We start from the raw sequence: 21,272 nt of genomic DNA, 5'->3' as shown, positions 1-21,272 counted from the left end.
GAGCCGTAGGCGAAGAATCTCGCCCTTAAACCCTGAATAAAAGCGCAAGGACGAGATTCTTCACTTCGTTCAGAATGACAGGTGAGAGGAGAAACCCCAAAACCAGAAAGGAAGAGAGCTGTGAATTACAAAGGCAGAAGAGAACGGGTTTTTGAGCAGATGGAGGAGCGGTCCGCGCTGGTGCTGTTCTCCGGCACGGAGCTCCATGTCAGCGCCGATGAGTATGCTCATTTTGAGGCGAACCGTAACTTTTTCTATCTTACCGGTCTGCGCCGGGAGCACATGATCTTGGTGATGGTGAAAAACGGCGCCGCCCCCAAGACTATGCTTTTTATCGAGGAAGCAGATCCCACTGCAGTGCGCTGGACGGGAAAGCGCGTCAGTGTAGAAGAGGCGAAGGAGCTCACAGGTATTGAGGAGATCCATTTTCTGGATTCCTTTGTGGGCCAGGTGAACCGCCTGATGGGCGGCGGCCTTACCACCCTTTATTTTGATTGCAACCGCTACCAGTGGGACGACCTGCCCGATTACAACGCTGTAAAGGCCAGAGAATTTGCGGCCAGGTACCCCGGCGTGCCGATCCGGGATATTTACCCCACCCTGGCAAAAATGCGCATGCAAAAGGACGAGGACGAGATCGCCGTCATGCGGGAGGCCATTGAGGTAACGGACAAGGCCCTGCAAAACGTCATGAGCCGCCTGAAGCCTGGCAAGAAAGAATATCAGGTGCAGGCGGATTTTGAGTATACCGTTCACTCCCTGGGGGCGGACGGCGTGGCGTTCCCCACTATTGCGGGCAGCGGGGCAAACGGCACCATGCTCCACTATGGGACCAACCGGGACACCTGTGAGGATAACACCTTGGTGCTGCTGGACCTGGGGGCCAAGGTGCGGGGCTACTGCGCCGATATTACCAGAACCTACCCGGTAAACGGCAAATATTCTCCCCGCCAGCGGCAGGTGTATGAAATCGTGCTGAAGGCTAACCGGGCGGTGGTTCAGGCAGCCAGGGCCGGGGTGCGCCTGAGCGAGCTGCAAAAGCTGTGCAGCGATGTGCTGGCCCAGGGCTGTATGGAGCTGGGTCTCATTGAGAAGCCTGAAGAAGTGCGGAAATACTACATGCACGGCGTTTCCCACCACCTGGGCATCGACGTGCACGATGTGACCGCCGGGCAGGATCTGCCCCTTTCCGCCGGCGCGGTGATCACCGATGAGCCCGGTCTTTATATCGACGAGTGGGAGATCGGCATTCGCATTGAGGACGACCTGCTGATCCGGGAGGACGGCTGCGAGGTCTTGTCTGAAGCGATCATTCGGGATCCCGATGAGATCGAAACGTTTATGAAGCAATAAGAACTTGTGCACAGGCTTCAGCGGCGCAGGTTTTGAACACTGCGCCCGGGAGAGTGTGGCTTTCCGGGCGCTTTTTCAAACAGGAAGGAGGAGTTTTTTATGACCTTGGAGGCAATGAAGCATAAATACGCCTATGCGCTGGCGCGGGTGGGCCTGAATGTGCAGAAGGGGCAGACTGTGCTGGTAGAGGCCAATATCGCGGGCTATGAATTTGTCCCGATCTTCGCGGAAGAGTGCTATAAGCTGGGCGCGGGCAATGTGGTGGTGCACTATCTGGACCTGGCAAATCAGAAAATCGCCGCTCAGTACCGCTCCGATGAGGAGATCCGCCGGGTAGAGCACTGGCAGGAGGAAATGCACCAGGTGTATCTGGACAAGGGTGCCTGCTATGTTCGCCTAGAAAGCGAGGACCCCAAGTTGATGGAGGAGATCAGCGAGAAGCACTCCAACGCGATCTTTGCCCATGTGGACGCCATTCGGAACATCATGCGCCGGGCAAGCCGGGAAAAGCATTGCCAGTGGCTGATCGCCATGATCCCCACCAGAAACTGGGCGGAGTACATTTTGGAGCAGACCGGAGAAGAAGCGGAAAAAGCTCTGTGGGAGCTGCTGTTCAAACTCTGCTACATCAACGAAACAAATGATGTGGTAAAAGCCTGGGAGGAAAAGGATAAGCTTACGGCGGAGCGCGCCCGCAAGGTGGACGCCCTGCGATTGACAAAGCTTCACTATACCGCCGGGAACGGCACGGATCTTGTGGTGGGGCTTACCCCCTGGTCCCGGTTCGGCCATGACGGCGCTTCCCTGCCCGAGGACAGGATTCCCTTCCACGCCAATATGCCTACGGAGGAGATCTGCACCACGCCGGATAAATTTGAAACCAGCGGTGTGGTATACGCTTCCAGGCCCCTGGTGTTAGGCGGCAAGAAGATAGAAAGCTTCGGCTTCCGCTTTGAAAAGGGAAAGGTGACCGAAGTGCTGGCGAAGGAAGGCAAGGAGATGCTGGAGGCGCTGATCCACACCGATGAGAACGCCGGGTACCTGGGAGAGGCCGCCCTGGTGGAATACCATTCCCCCATCAGCATGAGCGGGGTGGTATTCTACACCACCCTCATCGATGAAAACGCCAGCTGCCATTTGGCACTGGGTCGGGGTTTGGCAGCCGGGCCCGAAGAGGCCGCCGGCCGTTTTAACGATTCCACCATTCACGTGGATTTTATGATCGGCACCCCCGACCTGAAGATCACCGGTACAACAGAGGACGGCAGAGAGGTGGAGATCTTCCGAAACGGAGATTTCGCACTGTAAACCGCAAGCGGCCGGGAGCATTCAGACAAGGCATTCGGAATTTTCCGGAAAAGCAAACTGAGAGAAACGAGGGCTTTTTATGAAAAAAGATCGTTGCGCGCTAACTCCGCCTATGGGCTGGAACAGCTGGGACTGCTACGGCAACGCCGTCAACGAGGAGCAGCTTTTGGGAAACGCCAAATACATGGCGGAGCATATGAAGGAATATGGCTGGGAATATGTAGTTTGCGATATTCAGTGGTCTGAGCCCACAGCCGGAACGGAGCGCCCGGAATACGTGCCCTACGCCTGGCTCACCCTGGACGAATACGGCAGGCAGTTTCCCGCCCCGGAGCGGTTTCCCTCGGCGGCTGGCGGGAAGGGCTTTGCCCCCATTGCGGAGCAGGTCCACAGCCTGGGCCTGAAATTCGGAATCCATATCATGCGGGGCGTTCCCAGGCTGGCGGTGCACCGGCATCTTCCGGTAAAGGGAACGAATACCACCTGCGATAAGATCGCCTGCGACAATTCCGTTTCCCGGTGGAACACGGACATGTACGGGATCGACGGGTCAAAGGAGGGGGCCCAAGCCTATTACGATTCCATTTTTGAGCTGTACGCTTCCTGGGGAGTGGACTTTGTCAAGGTAGACGATATCTGCAACACCAACGCCTATCCTACCCGGCCCTATTCCGCCGAACAGGAAGTGGAAATGATCCGCCGTGCCATCGATCACTGTGGCAGGGAAATGGTGCTGAGCCTGTCTCCCGGCCCGGCGGTGATCGAAAAGGCCTGGCATCTCCGGCAGAACGCCAATATGTGGCGGATCACCGATGATTTTTGGGACGATTGGGAGCTGCTGCTGGCCATGTTTGAGCGGTGCGAGGTATGGGAGCGCCAGGTTTCCCCCGGCTGCTGGCCGGATTGCGATATGCTTCCCTTAGGCAGTATCCGCCTGAATCTCAAGGCCTTTGAAAAGGCCCATGGCAGGGAGTTTCAGGATGACTGGACGAAGTTTACCCCGGAAGAGCAGAAAACCATGATGTCCCTCTGGTGCGTTTTTCGCTCCCCATTGATCATGGGCGGCGAGCTGCGCAACAACGATGAGGCCACTCTGGCGCTGCTTACCAACAAGGAGATCCTGCGAATGCACCGCCGGGGCGAAAACGCCCACCAGGTGTATCGCACGGAAAAGGCCTGCGTCTGGAAAAGCCACGATAGGGAAGACGGCTCTGTCTATGTGGCCCTTTTCAACCTTGCGGAAACCGAGGCGGAGGTATCTGTCGGCTTTCCGGAGCTGGAGCTTTCCGGCGAGTATTCGACAAGGGCGCTGTGGGAGAAGCGCGACCTGGGAACCGTGCGTTCAGTGCTTTCCGCAAAGCTGCCTCCCCACGGCGCGGGGGTGTACCGGCTGCAAGCGGGCTTAAATGAGCAAGAGGAGAGAAAAGAATGAAAACAGCCTTTGAGCTGGTGCGCGGCGGAGAGCTTCTTCTGCCCGAAACGCCTGGTATTTTAGTAGACAGCCAGCTGGTACAAAAAAATATCCAACGTATGTAGTCCGCAGTATCAGCCTATGGCTGCAAGCTGCGGCCTCATTGCAAGACCCATAAAATGCCCTGCTTTGCCAGCAGCAGCTGGCTGCCGGAGCGGACGGGATCACCTGCGCCAAAGTCAGCGAAGCGGAAGTGATGGCACAAGGCGGCGTGGAGGATATTTTTATTGCCTATCCCATGGTGGGAGAATTTCGGCTTCAGAGGGCCCTTCAGCTGCAAAAAAAGCTTCGCCGCCTGATCTTGGCGGTAGATAGCAGGGAAGGCGCTCTGGCCTTAAACCGGGCGGCGGCAGAAGCGGGAACGGTCTGCGAGGTGCGTTTGGAGGTCGATACCGGCGCAAAGCGTACCGGCGTGCGCGGAGAACAGTACCTGGAGCTGGGAAAGCAGGTGGGCGCATTGCCGAACCTGCGCCTGACCGGTATTTACACCTTCAAAAGCCTGATCCTCCACGGAGCTCCAACGGAAGATAATGAAGCCGCCGGCCAGGAGGAAGGAACGCTCATGTGGGAAATGGCCCAGGCCCTGAGAGAAGCCGGGGTGCCCATCAAGGAAATCAGCGCGGGCTCTACGCCCACCGGCCTTTCTGTGGCGAAGACCGGTTTGGTAACAGAAGTGCGGCCAGGTACCTACATTTTCGGGGACTGGATGCTCACGAAGGAGCACTGCGCCGCTTTTGAAGAGATCGCGGTACGCCTGTACGCTACTGTGGTCAGTACCCCGGCCCCGGATTATGCCGTGATCGACGGCGGCACAAAAACCTTTCCCATGGATATCCCGCTGGATACGCCTCCCGCAAACTACCCCGGTTATGCCATTCCCATTGGTTCCAATGGATTGCCCGAAGAAAATTTGCGGCTGCGCCGCATGAACGAAGAGCACGGGATCATTACCGCCCAAAACGGCGTGACCGGCCTGCGTGTCGGCCAGCTGCTGGAGCTGGTTCCCGTCCATGTGTGCACGGCGATCAATCTGCAAAACAGCGTTTTTGTGTGGGAAAACGGCGAGCTTCAGCGGTTTCCCGTAGCAGCCAGGGGCATGAGCGTGTAAACGGTCTTTTCCTTGACTTCCACACCCTCGTGGCGTAAGATACGAACAGTACTAAAGGGTGTTTATCAATTCTGTAAAGTGAGGGATTTATACAATGAGCAAGGTGGAAGAAAAGCTTCAAAAGCTGGGAATGAGCCTGCCTCAGCCTCCCGCAAAGGGCGGCCTGTACGCTCCGGCAAAGCGCTTTGGCGGCAGTTTGCTCTATATTTCCGGCTGCGGGCCTTCTTTGGACGGTACGCCTGTCACGGGAAAGCTGGGAGAGGGTGTTACCGTGGAACAGGGCTATGATCACGCCAGAGACTGCATGCTCAATGTGCTGGCAGTACTGAAGCGGGAGATCGGCGATTTGGATCTGGTAAAAAGCGCGGTAAAGGTTATGACCTTTGTGGCCTCCACGCCCGATTTTACGCAGCAGCCTCAGGTAGCAAACGGCGGCACTCAGCTTTTAATGGATCTGTTCGGAGAAGAAGCGGGCGCGCCTTCCCGTTCCGCCGTTGGCATGAGCGTTTTACCCGGCAATATGCCTGTGGAAACGGAAGCGATTTTTGAATTACAATAAAAGAAGCTTTCCAGAAAGCCCTCCCACGGCGCGGGAGCGTACCGGCTGCAAAAGAAATGAGCAATTAAGAGAGCCAAGGGAACAGGCGCTGCAAGCAACACAGACGCTGTAACCGATGCCTGCTAAATTGGAATTTGGTGGTTATCCACTCACCTCCTTCCTGTCATTACTGAACAGAAAGCAAGGAAGCCTTGCTTTCCCGGTGAAGAATCTCGTCCTTTGTCCTTTTGCCTTGGAATTAAGGGCGAGATTTTTCGTCAAGAAAGCTATAGCTTTCTGTGTTCCTCAGAATGATAAAGGAGGGGCTTGTTCTTCTCAAACGACTAGCGACTAACAACTAGTTCGTTAATCCATAATTTATCGAACTTTGCCCTTCATTGCTAACGGCTCATTCCTCATTGCTCATGATATCCACCGTCTAGCATTTAAAAGTGCGCGCTGCAGTTTTTTCTGCAGCGCGCACTTGCTGTGGGTTCTCTTTGTCCTGTCAGCTCCGGTCCTCCATATGCCTTTGCTGCCCCGGCGTCATGCGCCGCCGTCCCTGCTTGTCCAGAAAAAAGGCGTTGTACAGTTCGGGGGATTTCAGGATCCCCATGGGCTTGAAGCGGTACTCGTAGCTCCATTGATCTCCCGCGCTGCGCCAGGAATTGGGGCTTTGATAAAAATAGATCCCCTGGGTGTGGTGCAGTTGCCCGAAGCCGTTTTGCCGGGTACCGTAAAGCCGCAGCTCCACGGTGTGCTCACCCGGCTGGGCCTCGATCTTTAACGCATAGGGAGAAAAGGCGATGTAGCCGGCATCTCTTCCGTCTACCAGCACTCTGATCAGTCCGCCCCGATATTGGGGAACCCGCAGGGTGAAGCTGTTTTCTGCGGAAACTATCCGGAACCGGTACAGCAGATTTCCGGTGTAGAAGGGAAGTCCCTGGGAAACGATATCGCCCCAGCCCAGCTCCCGTACCGGAGCGGTAAGCGTTTTCCGGCAGCCCTGTACGGATACGCCGAAATCTCCCAGAAGATAAAAAGCCTCCAAATTGGTACGTTTTCCAATGGGAACCCGTACCTCCAGCAGGTTTTCCCCGTAAACCAGTGGAGGAAGCGGAAGAGTTTCAATGCATTTATCCACGTACCAGCCTACGGGCTGCGGGGAAACAGGCTGGCCGTTCAGCGTGATCGCAGCGTGCTCCGGCTCTTCCAACCCCAGAAGCGCTCCCTCCAGGGCAAGCTCGCTCATAAAACGAAACCGCAGTGTTAAAAAGTCTGTGGGAGTTTCGGGGGAAAGCAGGTAAGGCTGTACGATCTCCTTGATCCTCGGCGGCAGCCCCAGCTTTTCCCGGGCCCCATTGTCGATGCGAAGAACCTCCTCCTCCGAATAGAATTCGCCTCCGTTTATGGAGAATTCCGCCAGATCCAAAAGCAGCAGGTTCGGCTCTTCCAATACAATCTTCACAGGCTCCAGCAGCACATCAGCGGCACCAAGATTCGTTTCCTGAGGCACCGCCTCGGAAAAGCGGCCCGGAGAAAGGCGAAGCAGCAGGCTGTCGTGCATATGCCATATGCGGCTGAACACGGTGTTTCCCCGCTCATAACGGGCGGGCAGTCTGCTGATTTTTCCGCTGAGCGTATCGAACAGCTCCAACGCGTATTCTCCCTGCAGCCGGAATTGAAGCCTGGGGGCGGGATCTACATCGGGGCTGACAGGTTTTTTGCCGCAGCAGAGGAAAAGCCACTTCTTTTCTTCGTCCTGCCGTAATTGAGATAAAAGGGTATCACAGCGTTCTCCGCTTTCCTTTCGGATCTCCAGGAACCGTTCGGACTCCAGCGCAGTCAGGATCGCCTGGGAATCAAAGGGAAGTCTCTCAGAGCGCTCATACAGCGGGCGGGCTTCCTCCGAGGGGCACGCGTCAATATGGTCAGGGCATTCTCCCAAAAACAGCAGTCGGCCGCCCTGCTGTTGAAAAGCCTCCAGCCTTTGCAGCGTAGAGCTTCGCAGCGTTCGAACCGGAGGAATGAGAATGGTTTGATAGGCCATTTCTCCGACCGCCAAGGGGAAGCCGCCCGCCGGGCACTGCCGGGGAAGAGCCGCCTCACACAGATAATCAAAATCGATCCCGCCAAACAGCAGCAGCTCTGCCAACTCCGCGAACTGCCGTTCCATAAGTCCGCGTGTCCCGGCGGTCTGATCCGCCGGCCCCCAGCAGAGCCAATAGGTTTCAATGGGGTGCAGAACGCCTACGGAGACAAGACCTTTTCCACGGGTCAGGGCGGTATTGATCCTGGCAAAATGTTCCTCAATCACAGAGAACTGCTCCCACCAGGGGGATTGATAGTGAATAGAGGCGGGATAATCCCGCTTTGCCTCGCCCTTCATGGTCATCCAGGAAAGGTGGGGGACCCGAAGGGTCACGCCCAGGGCGGCTTGCCAATCCCCCTGAAGCTTGTAGCCCCGGAAATCATAGTCCCAGCCCGTTACGCCGTACAGTTCGGAAAGCATACCCTCGGCCCCGTTTTGCCGCGCCATGGACTGCGCCTGCTTTGCCGTGGTGTACTCGTGAAAATCGCAGAGCATGTCGATGCCGGGCAGGCCGAATTCAGGGTAACAGCGCATGGCGTCTCCCACCGCCTGGGTCTGGCTTTCCAGAGTGGGCTCTCCCATGACGTGCCCGGAAAGCAAAAGCCCGTTTTTCCTGCACCAGTCGCCGATTTGGCGGCAATAGGAGGAAACGAACAGGTCTGAAACCAGGTTTTGAAACTGCCACCTGGTTTTGGAAAGCCTTCCCTCCGGCAATTCCCAAAGCAGCTCCGGCACGTGATCCAGCAGCTCTTCCCGGTAGCGTTCCCGGTATAGCTTGGGCAGCTCGGTGGTCCAGGAAAGAAAAACGTCCTTTTCCTCTGCCGCAAAGCGCAGTGTGTCCTTGGGCGCGAATTGGGGCTCGTCTGTAAAAATGGCCGGGATCACCCCGCCGAAATAGTCCCCCACCGTTTCCCGGTATTTCTCGTGGGTAGAGGAAAGAAATTCCCGAATCGCTTGGGGGTTCAGCGTATCCACATAGGCCTGATCGTTGAACCAGGGGTCCGCCGTGGCGTGCTCCTGGTAAGCGTACCAGACCGTGCCCCGGGCGTCATCCTCCGGGGAAAGCCTGCGGCCCGAAAGCAGGCGGCCAGCGGGATCCAGAACGATATCGTACCTCGCCAACAGAACTCCGTTATCCTGCCGCACGCTTTCCTGGCCCCGCCCCGGCTCCGGGCGCTCATTTCGGTGGGGCCTGTCCGGTGTATAGGGCCGGGTGGTCAGCAAAAGCGTTTTTCGGGCGTTCTCCGGTTTTCCCGCGGTGACCTGGCCCCCCGCCGTGCCGGAGGGCCAGCGGTCTTCATCGTAAAGCCAGGCGCGCAGCTGTTCCCGCTCTGCGGTCTGCACGCAGAACTTGATAAGCTCCATGAATTCCCGGCCGAGATAGGGGGTATCCATACCTGTGCGCACATGCATGTGAAAACCGCCCATTCCCATTTTTTTGAAAATCAGGATCTGCTCCTTCAGCTCCTCCTGAGAAAGCCTTCCGTTCCACGCCCAAAAGGGAGCGCCCCGGTATTCGCAGGAGGGGCTTTGAAACAGTTCCGGCGATAATTCACTTTCCTTGCTTTTGGGATACAGCATAAGGGTGCTCCCCGTCCTTCCGAAAAGTTTTTTCGTTCTGATTTTCCGATTATAGCATGCTTCTCCGGGGCTGTAAACAGGGTGTTGTGTAGCTATGCGGGAGAATTACCGGGAACCGGAATGAGGAAAAAGCGTCTTGACGCAGAGAAGCCCGTAAACTTTCTTTGCTTCGAAAGCAATATCACAAAATTGATAGAAACTATTAGAAATCAATATAATTAGAGCCGGAAGGGGTACCTCCCCCCCTGAATTGTCAAAAATCCGGGAAAAAGCCTGACGTGTGAAAGACTGCCCGGAACATCCCATAATAGTTGGAATAAGTATTTAGAATGGATGTATCAAAAAAATGGCAAGATTCTTTTTAACGCTTGACAGAACCGATATTGCGCACTAAAATAGACATAAAAGATAACTTCTTTTAGTATAAGAAGTGTTACATATGAAGAAAACAATTCTATCAAAAATTATAAAGGGTGTAAGCGGAATTCTTATCCTGTCTTTTCTATTGCTTATAGCGCCGAATTGTATGGCATATACAAGGAATTCGGAAAGAAATTACGTAAGCGGCGCTCTGCAGTTTATCCCTCATAAGGATTTTGGCGCAACATCGATCAGCCATATGAACGAAGCCTTGTATCAATGGAATAAAATCGGAAATAAGAAATATGCGCTGTTGCGTTCTCCTACAGAGAGGCATTCTACTACCGGCTTTTTTGCAGGCTGCTCATCCGGTGTATATAGCTTTAATAAGGACGGAAGGAACTATATCTATCGCGAATTTAGCACAACCTTTACCGCGCCGGGGTATACAAAATTCAGAATGAACGCTTCCGGAAAGGTGCTGGAAGCAGGTATCTGTATCAACGTATCCCGTCCTTTCGCAAACGGTGATTTACCGGATCGATATGATACCTGGACGGTGTTTATTCACGAAGCCGGTCATGCTTTGGGTTTAGATCATCCCGCCAATAACGCATACGCCGTAATGAATGTGTATGCTCCGGGAACTATTCTGCGATATCCCCAAACAGACGATAAAAACGGAATCAATGCCATTTATGTCTAGTCTTTCAGAAAGGAGTTCGAAATATGAAAAAGAGAAATATCATCATGGTCAGCGCGGCATTTTCGGCTGCTTGCTTAGCTGCAGGCTGGTTTGCTCTGAACGGTCAGGCCGTCTCCGAAAGCGCCGGGCACAAGACTGTTTATTCAACGGCTGAAGAGTCCGTTTCCATCTCAGAGTCCGTTTTGCGGGAGGTCAGTGTAATACGCGCCTATGAGGAGCCCTGGCCCATAGAAAAGCTGATGGAAAAATCCACGCTGGTCATCCGGGGAACAGTGGAGAGTGCCGATGTGTTGGAGATCAGCGGCGTGCGGGGCGGCACTCTTACCATGACGGAATATCAGGTCAAGGTATCTGAGGTTCTCCGCGGGGAAGAGAAGGCTTCTGTTTCAGTGCTGCGAATTGGAGATCCTGCTGATGAGCAGGTATTTTTTGAAGCGGAGCCTGTTTTGGAGCAGGGGAAGGAATATCTGCTTTTCCTGCAAAGCAGGGATCTAGGCGGCGATTTCAATTTCTTGGGAGACCATTACAGAGTATTGGGCGATAGGCAGGGCGTGTATGAAAGCAGCGCGGCTGTCCCGGCCAGAGAAGGCGAGGCTGCTTTTTCTAATCAAAAAGAGCTTGCGGCGGTTGGGACGGAAGAGGCGCCGGAAGCTGTTTCCTATACTCAGGTGCAGGAAGAGCTGAAACAAGTAAACGTGGAAACGCCTCCCGATCCGGATCTGTTCCGCAACGAGTATCTGGAGGCCTTAAAAGGAAATCTGGAAACAGGCTTCATCACAGAGGAAGAATACGCGGCGGCAACCGCGGAGCTCGATCAATACGCGGAGGTGATTTCCCGGCGGCCACTGTGGGAATAGAAGCATATAGAATATAAAAAGGAACATCTGCCCGGATCATCGATCCGGGCAGATATTCTCTTTATCAGTTATAAGGCAGTAGTTTTCGATATTGCCTTTCTAAACAGAAATTACCCCAGCAAAAGCTTATCGTCCGCTTCGTCGGAGCCGGTGGCCTGTCCGAATTTCTCCAGTAGCTCTTCCACGGTAAGCTTTTTCTTGTCCTCCCCGGAAATATCCAGGGCAATTTTGCCGTCGTACATCATAACGAGTCGGTTGCCGTGGGCAATGGCGTCCCGCATGTTGTGGGTGATCATCAGGGTGGTCAGGTGGTCCCGCTGTACGATCTGTTCCGTGGTTTCCAGCACCTTGGCGGCGGTTTTGGGATCCAGCGCCGCGGTATGCTCGTCCAGCAACAGAAGTTTCGGCTTTACTAAGCTTGCCATTAAAAGAGTAAGGGCCTGGCGCTGGCCGCCGGAAAGCAGGCCCACCTTGGAAGTCATGCGGTCTTCCAAACCCAGATCCAGCAGCTTCAGCATTTCCCGGTACTCTTCCCGGTCCTGCCGGGTGATGCCCCGCCGCAGAGTGCGCAGCTTGCCCCGCCGGGCGGCCAGGGCTAAATTTTCTTCGATCTGCATGGTGGCGGCGGTGCCCAGCATGGGGTCCTGGAAAACTCTGCCGATGTATTTGGCCCGCTTGTGCTCAGAAAGCCGGGTCACGTTAACGCCGCTGATCGTAATAGTGCCTCGGTCCACCGGAAATACACCGGCCACCGCATTTAATAAAGTGGATTTTCCCGCGCCGTTGCCACCGATCACCGTGACGAAATCGCCTTCCTTCAGCGTAAGGGAAACATTGTTTAGCGCGATCTTTTCATTGACAGTGCCGGAGTTAAATACCTTTGTCACTTGGGATAATTCAAGCATGCTCGCCCGCCCCTTTCTTTGCCGATTTCGAGAAGTATTTTCCCTTCCAATAGGGCACGGACAGGAATAGCGCCACCAGCAGGGCAGAGATCAGTTTCAGGTAGTTTGTATTGATGCCGCTGAGGCTGACCACGGCCTGAATGACCACATAATAGATCACCGCGCCAAGGGAAACACTGAGCAGACGAAGGGCAAAATTCCGGAAGATCCGGGAGAAAAGCACTTCTCCGATAATGACCGCCGCCAGCCCAATGACGATAGCGCCCTTGCCCATGCTGGAATCCGCAAAGCTCTGGAACTGGGAAAGCAGCGCGCCGGAAAGGGCCACCAGGCCGTTAGAAAGCATCAGCCCGATCACCTTTGCCACGTTGGTGTTGATCCCCTGTGCCCGGGACATGCTGGCGTTTGCTCCGGTAGCCCGAAGGGAGGCTCCCAGCTCTGTGCCGAAAAACCAGTACAGCAGGGCGATAATGACCGCCGTAAACAGCCCTACTACAAAGATGGGGTGCTGATAGAAGGGCCGTGTTCCCTTGGAAACGTCCTGAACGAACCGCAGAGAGACCAGCAGGCGATTCAGGCTGCTTTGATCGATCACATTGATGGCCACATTGGACTTCATGGACATGATGGCCAGATTCACTGACCACAGCCCGAGCTGGGTCAGAATTCCCGCCAGAATACCGGGAATACCGCAGAAGGTATGGAGCAGCCCGGTGACAAGCCCTGCCAAGAGCCCCGCCGCAAAGGCGGCAAGCATTGCCAGCCACAGATTTACCCCGGAGGCAAACAGCACCACGAAGGTGGCGCCGCCGGTACAGAAGGAGCCGTCTACCGTCAAATCGGCGATATCCAGCAGCTTGTAGGTAATGTACACGCCGATAGCCATGATCCCCCAGATCAACCCCTGGGAAACAGCCCCCGGCAAAGCGTTCAAAAAATCAGCCATAAGAAAAGGAACCCCCACAACAAAAAATAATACGAGCCTCCATTTTGGGCAAGAGAAATGGGGCGTAAAAAGTAGAATATGAAGCAGCAAAAGCGCTTTCTGCTCTTATGCCCTTTATTTGGAATCTAGTATCCAGCATCTAGAATTCAGCGTCCAGTATAGCATAAAACAGCGGAAAAGGGAAGTTCCTTTTCCGCTGTGCAGATATCTCATAGCTTGCGGCGCTGTTCGGGAGCTTATTCGGTGGCAATGGCCTCGTAGCCCTCGGGCGGCGTTACGCCCAGCTCATCACAGATGGCCTGGTTGTATTTGGGCGTAAAATTGGCGGCGTATTCTATGGGCATTTCGGAAACATTCGCCTCGCCCTTCAAAATTTTGATCGCCATTTTTCCGGTGGCCACGCCCAGGTCATAGTAGCTGATGGAAAGGGTAGCCACGCCGCAGCCCCTGGCAATGCCCTCCTCGCCGCAGAATACAGGGATCTTGGCGGGACGGCAGATGTTGTCGATAATGCCGGTGCTGGAGGCGCAGGTGTTGTCTGTGGGAACATACAGGATATCGCTGTTGTCGGCGGCGTTTTGTGTTACAGCGGCCATGTCGTTGGAATCGGAGAAGGGATACTGAGTACAGGTGTAGCCCAGGCCCTCCAGATAGCCCTGTACGGTATCTACCTGGTACTGGCTGTTATTCTCATTGGAGCAGTAAAGCAGGCCCACGGTTTTGGCGTTGGGGTACCAGTCCTTGATCATCTGCGCCTGCTGGTCCAGCGGGGCCAGGTCGGAGGTGCCGGATACGTTGCTTCCCACCGTGCCGGAGAAATTCTCAATCCCCAGGGCCACACCGTATTCGGTAACAGAGGTGCCCAAAACCGGAATATCGCTGGTGGCGGTGGCGGCAGCCTGCACGGCAGGGGTGGCGTTTGCCAAAATCAGATCCACCTTGGAGGTGACAAATTCATTGGCAATGGTGGCGCAGGTGGCGGAATCATTGGCGGCGTTCTGCTCGTCAAAGGTCACCTTGTCGCCGAATTCCTCCGTAAGGGTATCCCGGAAGCCCTTGGTGGCGGCGTCCAGCGCCTCATGGGGGGTCAGCTGACAGATACCCACCGTGTAGGTTTTGCCGTCTGTGTCAGGGGTTCCGGCAGTGCTTCCAACACTGGCGGTACTGCTGCCGGATCCGCTGGGGGCCTTGCCGGAATCACCGCCGCAGGCAGCCAGCGTCAGCAGCAAAAGGACACTCAAAGCTCCGGCAAGCAGCCGGAGGGAAAGCTTTCTGTTCATAGATTTCGATCCTCCTAATAAATAGTACGGGGCAAAAGGCGCAGCCGCGCCAAGCCACGCTTGTGCGATTTTGGTTTGTACAGCTTTACAGTGCTAAAGCGCAACCGCATTCCCTATTATAAGCAGGTTGTTCCAAAATGTCAAGCACAGTAGTGGCTGTGAGGAGTCAGTTATTAGGGCAATTAGGAATGAGCAATTAGCAATTAAGGGCAAGATTCTTCGTCAAGAAAGCGATAGCTTTCTGTGTTCCTCAGAATGACAAGAGGGCAGTTAGTACGATAAATTGGAATTTGGCGGCGAGGCGCCGCTGCCACTCGTGAAGCTGCTTGGTGCGGGAGGATAGCTTCCGGCCCGACCACAAGCAAGCAGGTAAATAGGAATTTGTAGGGCTAACGAACAGCAGAAACTTCTTGCCTCCCCTGAAAGGGGAGGGGGACCACCGTTAGGTGGTGGAGAGGTTCCAGCTCGCTATAAACCAGTATAAAATCTGCGTTTTTCAGCTTTCTGTCAGAACCCCTCAGTCACGGCTTCGCCGTGACAGCTCCCCTTTCAGGGGAGCCAGGAGTGACTGCTTACAATTTACCAAGCATTGGTTACAACGCTTGTGCCCTTTGCCTTTCATTTCTCATTCCTCACTGCATTCTAAATAGCGCTCCTCTTCCTCCTTGATTTTTTTTCAAAAAAGGAGTATTCTAACTGTTGCGGCGCGGGGTGCTTACTCTTGCCGCGGTCAGTCGCAAAATCCTGACCTTAAAAAATACTAGGGCTGGTTTTTGAAAGACGGGAAAAAGCCTTTTTCTCATTCTTGGGCGGGGAAAAGGGCCTTGCTTTGCTTTTTCAAAAGCGCAGTCCCGCAGAAAGGATCTTCTCTATGAAAACATCTAAACAAGTTCGGTTTCTCGCCCAGGGCGCTGTGATCGCGGCGCTCTATTCTGTCCTTACCTATGCGGCGGCAGCAGTGAATTTAGCCTATGGCCCGGTGCAGTTTCGATTTTCCGAAGCCTTAACGGTACTGCCGGTATTTACTCCCGCCGCCATTCCGGGCCTGGCGCTGGGCTGCTTTCTTTCCAATCTGGCAAGCCCCCTGGGGGTCGTGGATTGGATCTTCGGAACAGCGGCTACGCTTTTAGCGGCTTTTGGAACAAGAGCCGCCGCAAAGGTGGAGTGGAAGGGCCTTCCGCTTTTGGCCCCGCTGCCTCCGGTGCTTGCCAATACGGTCATTGTTGGGCTGGAGGTGGCCTGCCTGTCCGACGCGGGCTTTGCCTGGGCCAATTTCTCCTGGGCTGCGTTTGGAGCAGGAGCTTTATCGGTAGGGCTTGGAGAACTGGCGGTCTGCTACGTGCTGGGACTGCCGCTGTTGATTGCCCTGCGCAGAACCGGCGCGGCGGATAAGATTTTTGCCTGATCAAAGAAAAAGGAGCGAAACGGCATGAGAAAGCCTGTGGGAAAGGAAAAAAAGCTGGGAGAGCGGATCAGAAACGCAGCTCCGGTGCGCATCATTGTGGTCAGCTTTCTGTTGTTGATTCTTCTGGGAACGCTGCTGCTTACGCTGCCGTTTTCCTCTCAGGAGGGGGCCACCGATCCGTTAAACGCTTTTTTTACGGCCACCTCCGCCACCTGCGTGACAGGACTTTCCGTAGTGGATACCACCGCACACTGGTCGGCTTTTGGACAAGGCGTGATCCTGTTTTTGATCCAGCTGGGCGGCCTGGGTTTTTCCACCTTTGCCATTGGTTTTACCCTGTTGGTGCGCAGAAAGCTGGGCCTGCGGGAGCTCATGCTGGCCAGTGAGTCCACCGGCGGCAGTGCTTTAGACGCGGTATCGCTGATGAAGCTGATGCTGGGCTTTACCTTTTTCTGTGAAGCGCTGGGTGCCGGGCTTCTGATGCTTCGTTTTGTGCCGATGCTGGGAACAGAAGGAATTTGGCCCGCCGTGTTTGTGGCGGTGTCCGCCTACTGTAACGCGGGCTTTGATATTTTGGGAAACGTACCGGGAAATTCCAGCATGACCGCCTTTGCCGGAGACCCCCTTGTCAGCCTTACCGTGTCGGCGCTGATTATCATCGGCGGCCTGGGCTTTGTGGTGGTGCAGGATATTTACCAGTGCAAGCTCCTTTCCCGGTTTCAAAGGAAAGAGCCTGCCCGCCTGCGCTTTTTCTCCCAGATCTGTCTGCGGGGCACCGTGGTGCTGCTGGTGCTGGGCACCCTGAGCTTCCTGCTGCTGGAATACAACAACACCATGAAGGGCCTGAACTTCTTTGAAAAGCTGAATGCGGCCTTTTTTCAGTCCGCCAATACCAGAACGGCAGGCTTTGCCTCGGTAAATATTGCCGGAGAAAAAGATTTCACCAAGGTGCTCACCTGTATTCTCATGTTTATCGGCGGCTGCCCCGGTTCTACGGCGGGAGGCATCAAGATCAGCACCTTTGTGGTGTTGTTTGTGACTGTGCTTTCCACGATGCGAGGCAGGGAAGAGCCGGTGGTGCTCAAGCACCGGTTTTCCGTGAGCATGGTGCATAAGGCCCTGACTGTAATGCTGCTGGGCCTTTTGCTGGTATTTGTAGATGCCGGCGTTATCAGCAATATGAACCCGCCCATTCCGTTTTTGGACTGCCTGTTTGAAGCGACCTCCGCCTTTGCTACCGTGGGGCTTTCCGCCGGGGTGACGCCCAGGCTGGAGCCCATTTCCAAGCTGTTGCTATGCTTTACCATGTTCGTGGGCAGAGTGGGGCCCGTTTCCTTTGGGCTTTCAATTTTGATGCGCCGCCGGGGAGAAGGAGACTCCGTTTTGCCGGAGGGCCGCATGCTCATCGGCTGAGCCGTGTGTTTTTTGTGCAGACAAGGATAAAGATATCAACAGGGCGTGTTCCCACAAGCAGTGGAGAACACGCCCTGTCGCTGTCTCTTTTTCCCGAGACAGGTTTCTCAAGAGAACATTTATCAGGGGGATTTCACCCAAAAGATGAAATCCCCCTGATAAATGGAAATTACTGAAAAGCAGTCCGTTATTTTGTTTTTAAGCGTTCCAAGACCCAGAAAGTGATCGGCTTAAAAATAACATAAAGGCCATAGCCCAACGCTCCGCCGATCACATTCGTAATCAGGTCCGTGATGTCAGAGGAGCGGTCAAAGAACGGCTGTAAGAGTTCGATACCCAAGCTCATCAGGAAGCAGGAAAACACTGTCACGCCGAACTTGGCCCTTTTGTCCCGGGTTAGAGGAAATAGAAAGCCGAAGGGGAGAGTCATAATAACATTCAAGACCACTTGCCTGAAAAAATCCCCTCTGCCCAAAGAAACGTCAATAAACGGCACCAGATTCATAGGCTCATAGGGATGGTTTAACACAAATGGGATGGATGCGATCACCGGCATCATGGTAAAAAAGAGCACTAACGAGAGATAGGCGTACATGAGCGTATTGACAAGGAGGACACCTTTGCCCTGGGGCCTCCACTTTCTAAAAAAGATGAACGCATACAGCAGCGCCAACACCATAAAATCTATACAATGTTCTATCAAATATTTCATTGCGGCACTCCTTTCCACTTACGCCCCTTTCCGAATTCTCGTTTGTCGAATAGGCATGAGCAAAGTATACCATCATTGCAGACGGCTTTCAACCCTCTTTTATAAGCGCTGACAGTAGTAGCAAGCAATGTCCCGGTATATATTATCCGGTGCAGCTCCGCCCGATGCACAAGCCGCCGGTGGCGTCTGCTCACCTGTCCATACTAGGCAGAGAGGGCTGACAAAGAGAACGGAGTGCCCAGGTTATCCCCGGACGCTCCCGCTTCAGTTCCCTCCTGCTGGTAAATCACCACACCTCCGGCCTGTGTCATTTTGCCATAAACGAACCTCAGTCAACATAATAGTAGTGGTCTGGTTTTATACATTACCTCTCACGAATTTGTTCTAAACAGCTTTCCAGTACCGCATGAGCACCGCCGCAACTTCGGCACGGGAGGTCAGGCCCTTCGGATCAAGGCGCGCGTTCTCCATGATCGCCTCCTCGGAATACTCTGTAAAAATCACACCTGTTACAATGGAGTTTGTGATACGCACATCGGAAGCGGATATCATTCTGTTTACCACACTGCGCCGCCACCGTTCAGCATCCAGTATCTAAAATCTAAAAGGGCGCATTGCAGTTTTTTCTGCAATGCGCCCTCTTTGAAAAGTGCATGCCTTAGCATTTCCCAGCGTGCTTTTTAATGGCCTGAAAGGTCTCTTCACTGATCACATGCTCGATCCGGCAGGCGTCTTCAGCCGCGGTGCGGGGCGCCACTCCCAGACCGATCAGCCACTCTGTGAACAGGGTATGCCTTTCGTAAACACTTTCGGCGATTTGACGGCCCTTTTCCGTCAGGGAGATCTGCCCGTTTTCGTCCACGGTGATACAGCCCTGCTCCCGCAGATTTTTCATGGCTACGCTGACGCTGGGCTTGCTGAATTCCAGCTCCGCCGCGACATCAATGGAGCGTACAGAGCCGTTTCTTTGATTCAAGATCAAAATAGTTTCCAGGTAATTTTCCGCAGATTCCTGTATTCTGGGCATAGCAAGGCTCCCTCTTTTCCGAAACGATGTTTTCTACTTTTGAAAGGTTCACTGTGCTTATTATAGCTTTTCAGAATGGGGATTGCAAGGCACGCGCTGCCGGGACCTTGCAAAAACCATGAAAAAGTGGTATTCTTGCCGGGAGAAAGGTGGTTTTCCTCATGACGGCCCCAACGGTACTTCTTTATAATTTAGATTCGGAAAAGGGCAGAAGGATCAAGCTTTTGTGTCTTGCTATGAAGCTGCGTGTGAGAAACGTTTCTCCGGCTGAATACGGAATTCCCTTAAAACAGCTGCTGCAGGGCGGGGGAGAAAAGGCTTCTTCGGAAAGCACAGGCTTTTCTGAAGAGATGCTGGTACTGGCCCATCTGTCCAACGGACAGTTGGACGATTTTTTGCGTGGCTTTCGCCGGAAAAAGATCGCGCCGGTGGCCTTGAAGGCCGTTCTCACCCCGTCAAATTCCGCCTGGGACTCCCTTACGCTGCGGCAAGAGCTTTTACGGGAACGGGAAGCAACAGAGAAACAGTCTGCGGCGCAAGCTTTCAAAAATGAAAGTCCCGCTGGAAATTCGTAAGAAATACCGCCGGGATTTCGCAAGGACTTTTTTCTACGATGAGGACAGTCAGCCGCTGGGCTGCCGGGAAGGAGAGAGGTTCTGTGAAAAAATTTCTGAAGTTACTTCGCAATTTATTGATAATTCTCTTTGTGGCAGGGCTGTGTACCGTTGGCGTTTTGGTGTTCCAGGGGTATCAGCTGTACAGGGACGCTGTGGAAAAAACGCCCTTAGAGGCACGGGTTGCCGAGGTGCGGTCACAGGCGGATTATACAGCCTTTTCTGAGCTGCCGAAAACCTACCGGGACGCGGTAGTGGCGGTGGAGGACCATCGTTTCTATGAGCACGGCGGGGTGGACCCGATTTCTATTGCCAGGGCGGTATGGATCGACCTCTGCACCATGTCCTTCGCCGAGGGCGGCAGCACCATCACACAGCAGGTGGCGAAAAACCTTTATTTTACCCAGGAAAAGAAGCTTACCCGGAAAATCGCCGAGGTGTTTGTAGCCTGGGATCTGGAAAAGCTCTGTGAAAAGGACGAGATCCTGGAGCTCTACGTCAACAGCATTTATTTCGGAAATGGCTGCTATACTGTGAAAGCCGCTTCGCTTTCCTATTTTGGAAAAGAGCCCGCCGCCATGACGGATTATGAAAGCACGCTGCTGGCGGGAATTCCCAATGCGCCCTCCGTGTATGATCTGACGGAAAACCCCGATTTGGCCGCGCAAAGGCAGCGGCAGGTAGTGGCCATGATGGTGGAGCATGAATATTTGAACCCCCAGGAGGCCGCGGCAATTTTCAAATAAAGCTGTGCAAAAAGCCGTGCTTTTCGTGAAATGAGAGGAGATATCTACTGTGAAAGAATTGGAACCTTTTTTAGATGAGCAGGGCCGCTTGACGGCGCTGCCTGTAAAGCAGGGAAAAAAGCAGCTGGCTATTGCGTACCTTGCCGGAAAATTTGAGGCGGGAAAAAGGTATTCGGAAAAAGAAGTGAACGCCCTGTTAAAGGAATGGCACACCTTTGGAGACCCCGCCACCTTGCGCAGGGAGCTTTACAACCGCTTTTTTCTGAACCGGGAGCCGGACGGCTCCGCCTATTGGCTGGAAGAGCCTGAGAAACCAGAGAAATAGCCGCTACTAACCAGGCGATCAGAGAACGGCAAACGGCACAAGAGCAGGGGACTGTTACGAAATGTATCAGTTCCCTGCTTTCGTTTTTTATGCCGGATACTGCTGGACGGGAAACGGAATGAGCAATGAGCAATGAAGGGCAAGGATAAAGTGATAAACAATAGTTTAGCATGTTAGTTGTTAGGAAAGAGCCCATTTCTGTCATCCTGAGGAACGTAGTGACGAAGGATCTCGTCCTTTGATTTTGGCAAGGAATTGAGGGCGAGATTCTTCGCTTCGCTCAGAATGACAGAAGGAAAAGGCGTGTTTCGCCGTTAACTTCCAATTTATCGAGCTTCGCTTCTGTCCTTCAATTTCACATTGCTTATTCCTCATTTCTAATTGCCATTGCCCCTCTCGGCCCAAAGTTTTTTCACTCTTTTTGAATTTCTTGTAGTCTTCTTCTAAATTGTTAACAAATATTTACCATTTCTTGAGTGAGTTTAAGGGAAATGTAAAAAACGGAAAAAGTTTTTGTAATAAACT

The 21,272-nt window shown here is 53.9% G+C and carries 19 protein-coding genes; 12 read left to right on the top strand and 7 right to left on the bottom strand.

Features of this window, described 5'->3' with window-relative positions:
• Nucleotides 1-120 precede the first annotated feature (120 nt).
• The 5 genes from U8T64_RS03430 (at nucleotide 121) to U8T64_RS03410 (ending at nucleotide 5,799) form a co-directional block, all read left to right on the top strand.
• A complete protein-coding gene (locus U8T64_RS03430; RefSeq protein WP_322180979.1) occupies nucleotides 121-1,353 on the top strand; it encodes an aminopeptidase P family protein in 1,233 nt (410 codons plus the stop codon).
• A gap of 99 nt (nucleotides 1,354-1,452) precedes the next feature.
• Nucleotides 1,453-2,661 (top strand): aminopeptidase, encoded by a 1,209-nt coding sequence (locus tag U8T64_RS03425; RefSeq protein ID WP_322180977.1) that lies wholly within the window; start codon nucleotides 1,453-1,455, stop codon nucleotides 2,659-2,661.
• Nucleotides 2,662-2,740: 79 nt separating this feature from the next.
• Nucleotides 2,741-4,093, top strand: a complete 1,353-nt coding sequence (locus U8T64_RS03420; RefSeq protein WP_322180975.1) for a glycoside hydrolase family 27 protein — start codon at nucleotides 2,741-2,743, stop codon at nucleotides 4,091-4,093.
• 163 nt (nucleotides 4,094-4,256) lie between these two features.
• The gene (locus U8T64_RS03415; protein ID WP_322182009.1) at nucleotides 4,257-5,240 is read left to right on the top strand and encodes an alanine racemase; all 984 of its coding nucleotides are present in this window, start codon (nucleotides 4,257-4,259) and stop codon (nucleotides 5,238-5,240) included.
• A gap of 94 nt (nucleotides 5,241-5,334) precedes the next feature.
• Nucleotides 5,335-5,799, top strand: coding sequence for a RidA family protein (locus tag U8T64_RS03410; protein WP_322180973.1), 465 nt, complete (start codon nucleotides 5,335-5,337; stop codon nucleotides 5,797-5,799).
• 487 nt (nucleotides 5,800-6,286) lie between these two features.
• On the opposite strand, the gene U8T64_RS03405 is transcribed toward U8T64_RS03410, so the two are convergent.
• The gene (locus tag U8T64_RS03405) at nucleotides 6,287-9,451 is read right to left on the bottom strand and encodes a glycosyl hydrolase family 2 protein (protein ID WP_322180971.1); all 3,165 of its coding nucleotides are present in this window, start codon (nucleotides 9,449-9,451) and stop codon (nucleotides 6,287-6,289) included.
• 439 nt (nucleotides 9,452-9,890) lie between these two features.
• Between U8T64_RS03405 and U8T64_RS03400 the strand changes: the two genes are divergently transcribed.
• Entirely contained in the window at nucleotides 9,891-10,517 is a 627-nt protein-coding gene (locus U8T64_RS03400; protein WP_322180969.1) for a matrixin family metalloprotease, read from the top strand.
• 23 nt (nucleotides 10,518-10,540) lie between these two features.
• Complete coding sequence (locus U8T64_RS03395; protein ID WP_322180967.1) at nucleotides 10,541-11,374, top strand: hypothetical protein; 834 nt, start codon at nucleotides 10,541-10,543, stop codon at nucleotides 11,372-11,374.
• A gap of 110 nt (nucleotides 11,375-11,484) precedes the next feature.
• On the opposite strand, the gene U8T64_RS03390 is transcribed toward U8T64_RS03395, so the two are convergent.
• The 3 genes from U8T64_RS03390 to U8T64_RS03380 all read right to left on the bottom strand — a co-directional run bounded on the left by U8T64_RS03390 (nucleotide 11,485) and on the right by U8T64_RS03380 (nucleotide 14,505).
• Entirely contained in the window at nucleotides 11,485-12,279 is a 795-nt protein-coding gene (locus U8T64_RS03390) for an ABC transporter ATP-binding protein (protein ID WP_322180965.1), read from the bottom strand.
• Nucleotides 12,272-13,225 carry an ABC transporter permease gene (locus U8T64_RS03385; RefSeq protein WP_322180963.1) on the bottom strand — a complete coding sequence of 318 codons (954 nt, stop codon included), beginning with the start codon at nucleotides 13,223-13,225 and terminating at the stop codon, nucleotides 12,272-12,274. The genes U8T64_RS03390 and U8T64_RS03385 overlap by 8 nt, the downstream gene beginning before the upstream one ends.
• A 236-nt stretch (nucleotides 13,226-13,461) precedes the next feature.
• A complete protein-coding gene (locus U8T64_RS03380; protein WP_322180961.1) occupies nucleotides 13,462-14,505 on the bottom strand; it encodes an ABC transporter substrate-binding protein in 1,044 nt (347 codons plus the stop codon).
• 871 nt (nucleotides 14,506-15,376) lie between these two features.
• On the opposite strand from U8T64_RS03380, the gene U8T64_RS03375 reads away from it, so the two are divergent.
• Nucleotides 15,377-15,910, top strand: a complete 534-nt coding sequence (locus U8T64_RS03375; protein WP_322180959.1) for a QueT transporter family protein — start codon at nucleotides 15,377-15,379, stop codon at nucleotides 15,908-15,910.
• Nucleotides 15,911-15,934: 24 nt separating this feature from the next.
• On the top strand, nucleotides 15,935-17,323 hold the full coding sequence (locus tag U8T64_RS03370) for a TrkH family potassium uptake protein (protein ID WP_322180957.1): 1,389 nt from the start codon (nucleotides 15,935-15,937) through the stop codon (nucleotides 17,321-17,323).
• Between the two features lie 187 nt (nucleotides 17,324-17,510).
• Here U8T64_RS03370 and U8T64_RS03365 read toward each other — a convergent pair whose 3' ends face one another.
• The 3 genes from U8T64_RS03365 to U8T64_RS03355 form a co-directional block, all read right to left on the bottom strand.
• The gene (locus U8T64_RS03365) at nucleotides 17,511-18,035 is read right to left on the bottom strand and encodes a VanZ family protein (protein WP_322180955.1); all 525 of its coding nucleotides are present in this window, start codon (nucleotides 18,033-18,035) and stop codon (nucleotides 17,511-17,513) included.
• Between the two features lie 384 nt (nucleotides 18,036-18,419).
• The gene (locus tag U8T64_RS03360) at nucleotides 18,420-18,599 is read right to left on the bottom strand and encodes a hypothetical protein (protein WP_322180953.1); all 180 of its coding nucleotides are present in this window, start codon (nucleotides 18,597-18,599) and stop codon (nucleotides 18,420-18,422) included.
• A 94-nt stretch (nucleotides 18,600-18,693) separates the two neighbouring features.
• Nucleotides 18,694-19,062, bottom strand: coding sequence for a metal-dependent transcriptional regulator (locus tag U8T64_RS03355; protein WP_322180951.1), 369 nt, complete (start codon nucleotides 19,060-19,062; stop codon nucleotides 18,694-18,696).
• Between the two features lie 161 nt (nucleotides 19,063-19,223).
• Here U8T64_RS03355 and U8T64_RS03350 point away from each other — a divergent pair, with 161 nt between their 5' ends.
• The 3 genes from U8T64_RS03350 to U8T64_RS03340 all read left to right on the top strand — a co-directional run bounded on the left by U8T64_RS03350 (nucleotide 19,224) and on the right by U8T64_RS03340 (nucleotide 20,747).
• A complete protein-coding gene (locus U8T64_RS03350; RefSeq protein ID WP_322180949.1) occupies nucleotides 19,224-19,637 on the top strand; it encodes a DUF3783 domain-containing protein in 414 nt (137 codons plus the stop codon).
• An 83-nt stretch (nucleotides 19,638-19,720) separates the two neighbouring features.
• Nucleotides 19,721-20,422 (top strand): transglycosylase domain-containing protein, encoded by a 702-nt coding sequence (locus U8T64_RS03345; RefSeq protein WP_322180947.1) that lies wholly within the window; start codon nucleotides 19,721-19,723, stop codon nucleotides 20,420-20,422.
• Between the two features lie 49 nt (nucleotides 20,423-20,471).
• Complete coding sequence (locus tag U8T64_RS03340; protein ID WP_322180945.1) at nucleotides 20,472-20,747, top strand: DUF2087 domain-containing protein; 276 nt, start codon at nucleotides 20,472-20,474, stop codon at nucleotides 20,745-20,747.
• Nucleotides 20,748-21,272: the final 525 nt, after the last annotated feature.

Origin of the sequence: Neglectibacter caecimuris, from assembly GCF_034335015.1 — a bacterium.
Lineage (GTDB): Bacteria > Bacillota > Clostridia > Oscillospirales > Acutalibacteraceae > Acutalibacter > Acutalibacter caecimuris_A.
The sequence above is the reverse complement of the archived record's forward strand: the minus strand, read 5'-3'. Positions and strand labels throughout refer to the sequence as shown.

Bases quoted from the DNA above. Each gene is read 5' to 3' on its own strand.
- U8T64_RS03420 (WP_322180975.1), top strand. From the start codon at position 2,741: ATGAAAAAAGATCGTTGCGCGCTAACTCCGCCTATGGGCTGGAACAGC.
- U8T64_RS03425 (WP_322180977.1), top strand. From the start codon at position 1,453: ATGACCTTGGAGGCAATGAAGCATAAATACGCCTATGCGCTGGCGCGG.
- U8T64_RS03410 (WP_322180973.1), top strand. From the start codon at position 5,335: ATGAGCAAGGTGGAAGAAAAGCTTCAAAAGCTGGGAATGAGCCTGCCT.
- U8T64_RS03390 (WP_322180965.1), bottom strand. From the start codon at position 12,279: ATGCTTGAATTATCCCAAGTGACAAAGGTATTTAACTCCGGCACTGTC.
- U8T64_RS03395 (WP_322180967.1), top strand. From the start codon at position 10,541: ATGAAAAAGAGAAATATCATCATGGTCAGCGCGGCATTTTCGGCTGCT.
- U8T64_RS03380 (WP_322180961.1), bottom strand. From the start codon at position 14,505: ATGAACAGAAAGCTTTCCCTCCGGCTGCTTGCCGGAGCTTTGAGTGTC.
- U8T64_RS03350 (WP_322180949.1), top strand. From the start codon at position 19,224: ATGACGGCCCCAACGGTACTTCTTTATAATTTAGATTCGGAAAAGGGC.
- U8T64_RS03365 (WP_322180955.1), bottom strand. From the start codon at position 18,035: ATGAAATATTTGATAGAACATTGTATAGATTTTATGGTGTTGGCGCTG.
- U8T64_RS03385 (WP_322180963.1), bottom strand. From the start codon at position 13,225: ATGGCTGATTTTTTGAACGCTTTGCCGGGGGCTGTTTCCCAGGGGTTG.
- U8T64_RS03370 (WP_322180957.1), top strand. From the start codon at position 15,935: ATGAGAAAGCCTGTGGGAAAGGAAAAAAAGCTGGGAGAGCGGATCAGA.
- U8T64_RS03400 (WP_322180969.1), top strand. From the start codon at position 9,891: ATGAAGAAAACAATTCTATCAAAAATTATAAAGGGTGTAAGCGGAATT.
- U8T64_RS03375 (WP_322180959.1), top strand. From the start codon at position 15,377: ATGAAAACATCTAAACAAGTTCGGTTTCTCGCCCAGGGCGCTGTGATC.
- U8T64_RS03405 (WP_322180971.1), bottom strand. From the start codon at position 9,451: ATGCTGTATCCCAAAAGCAAGGAAAGTGAATTATCGCCGGAACTGTTT.
- U8T64_RS03355 (WP_322180951.1), bottom strand. From the start codon at position 19,062: ATGCCCAGAATACAGGAATCTGCGGAAAATTACCTGGAAACTATTTTG.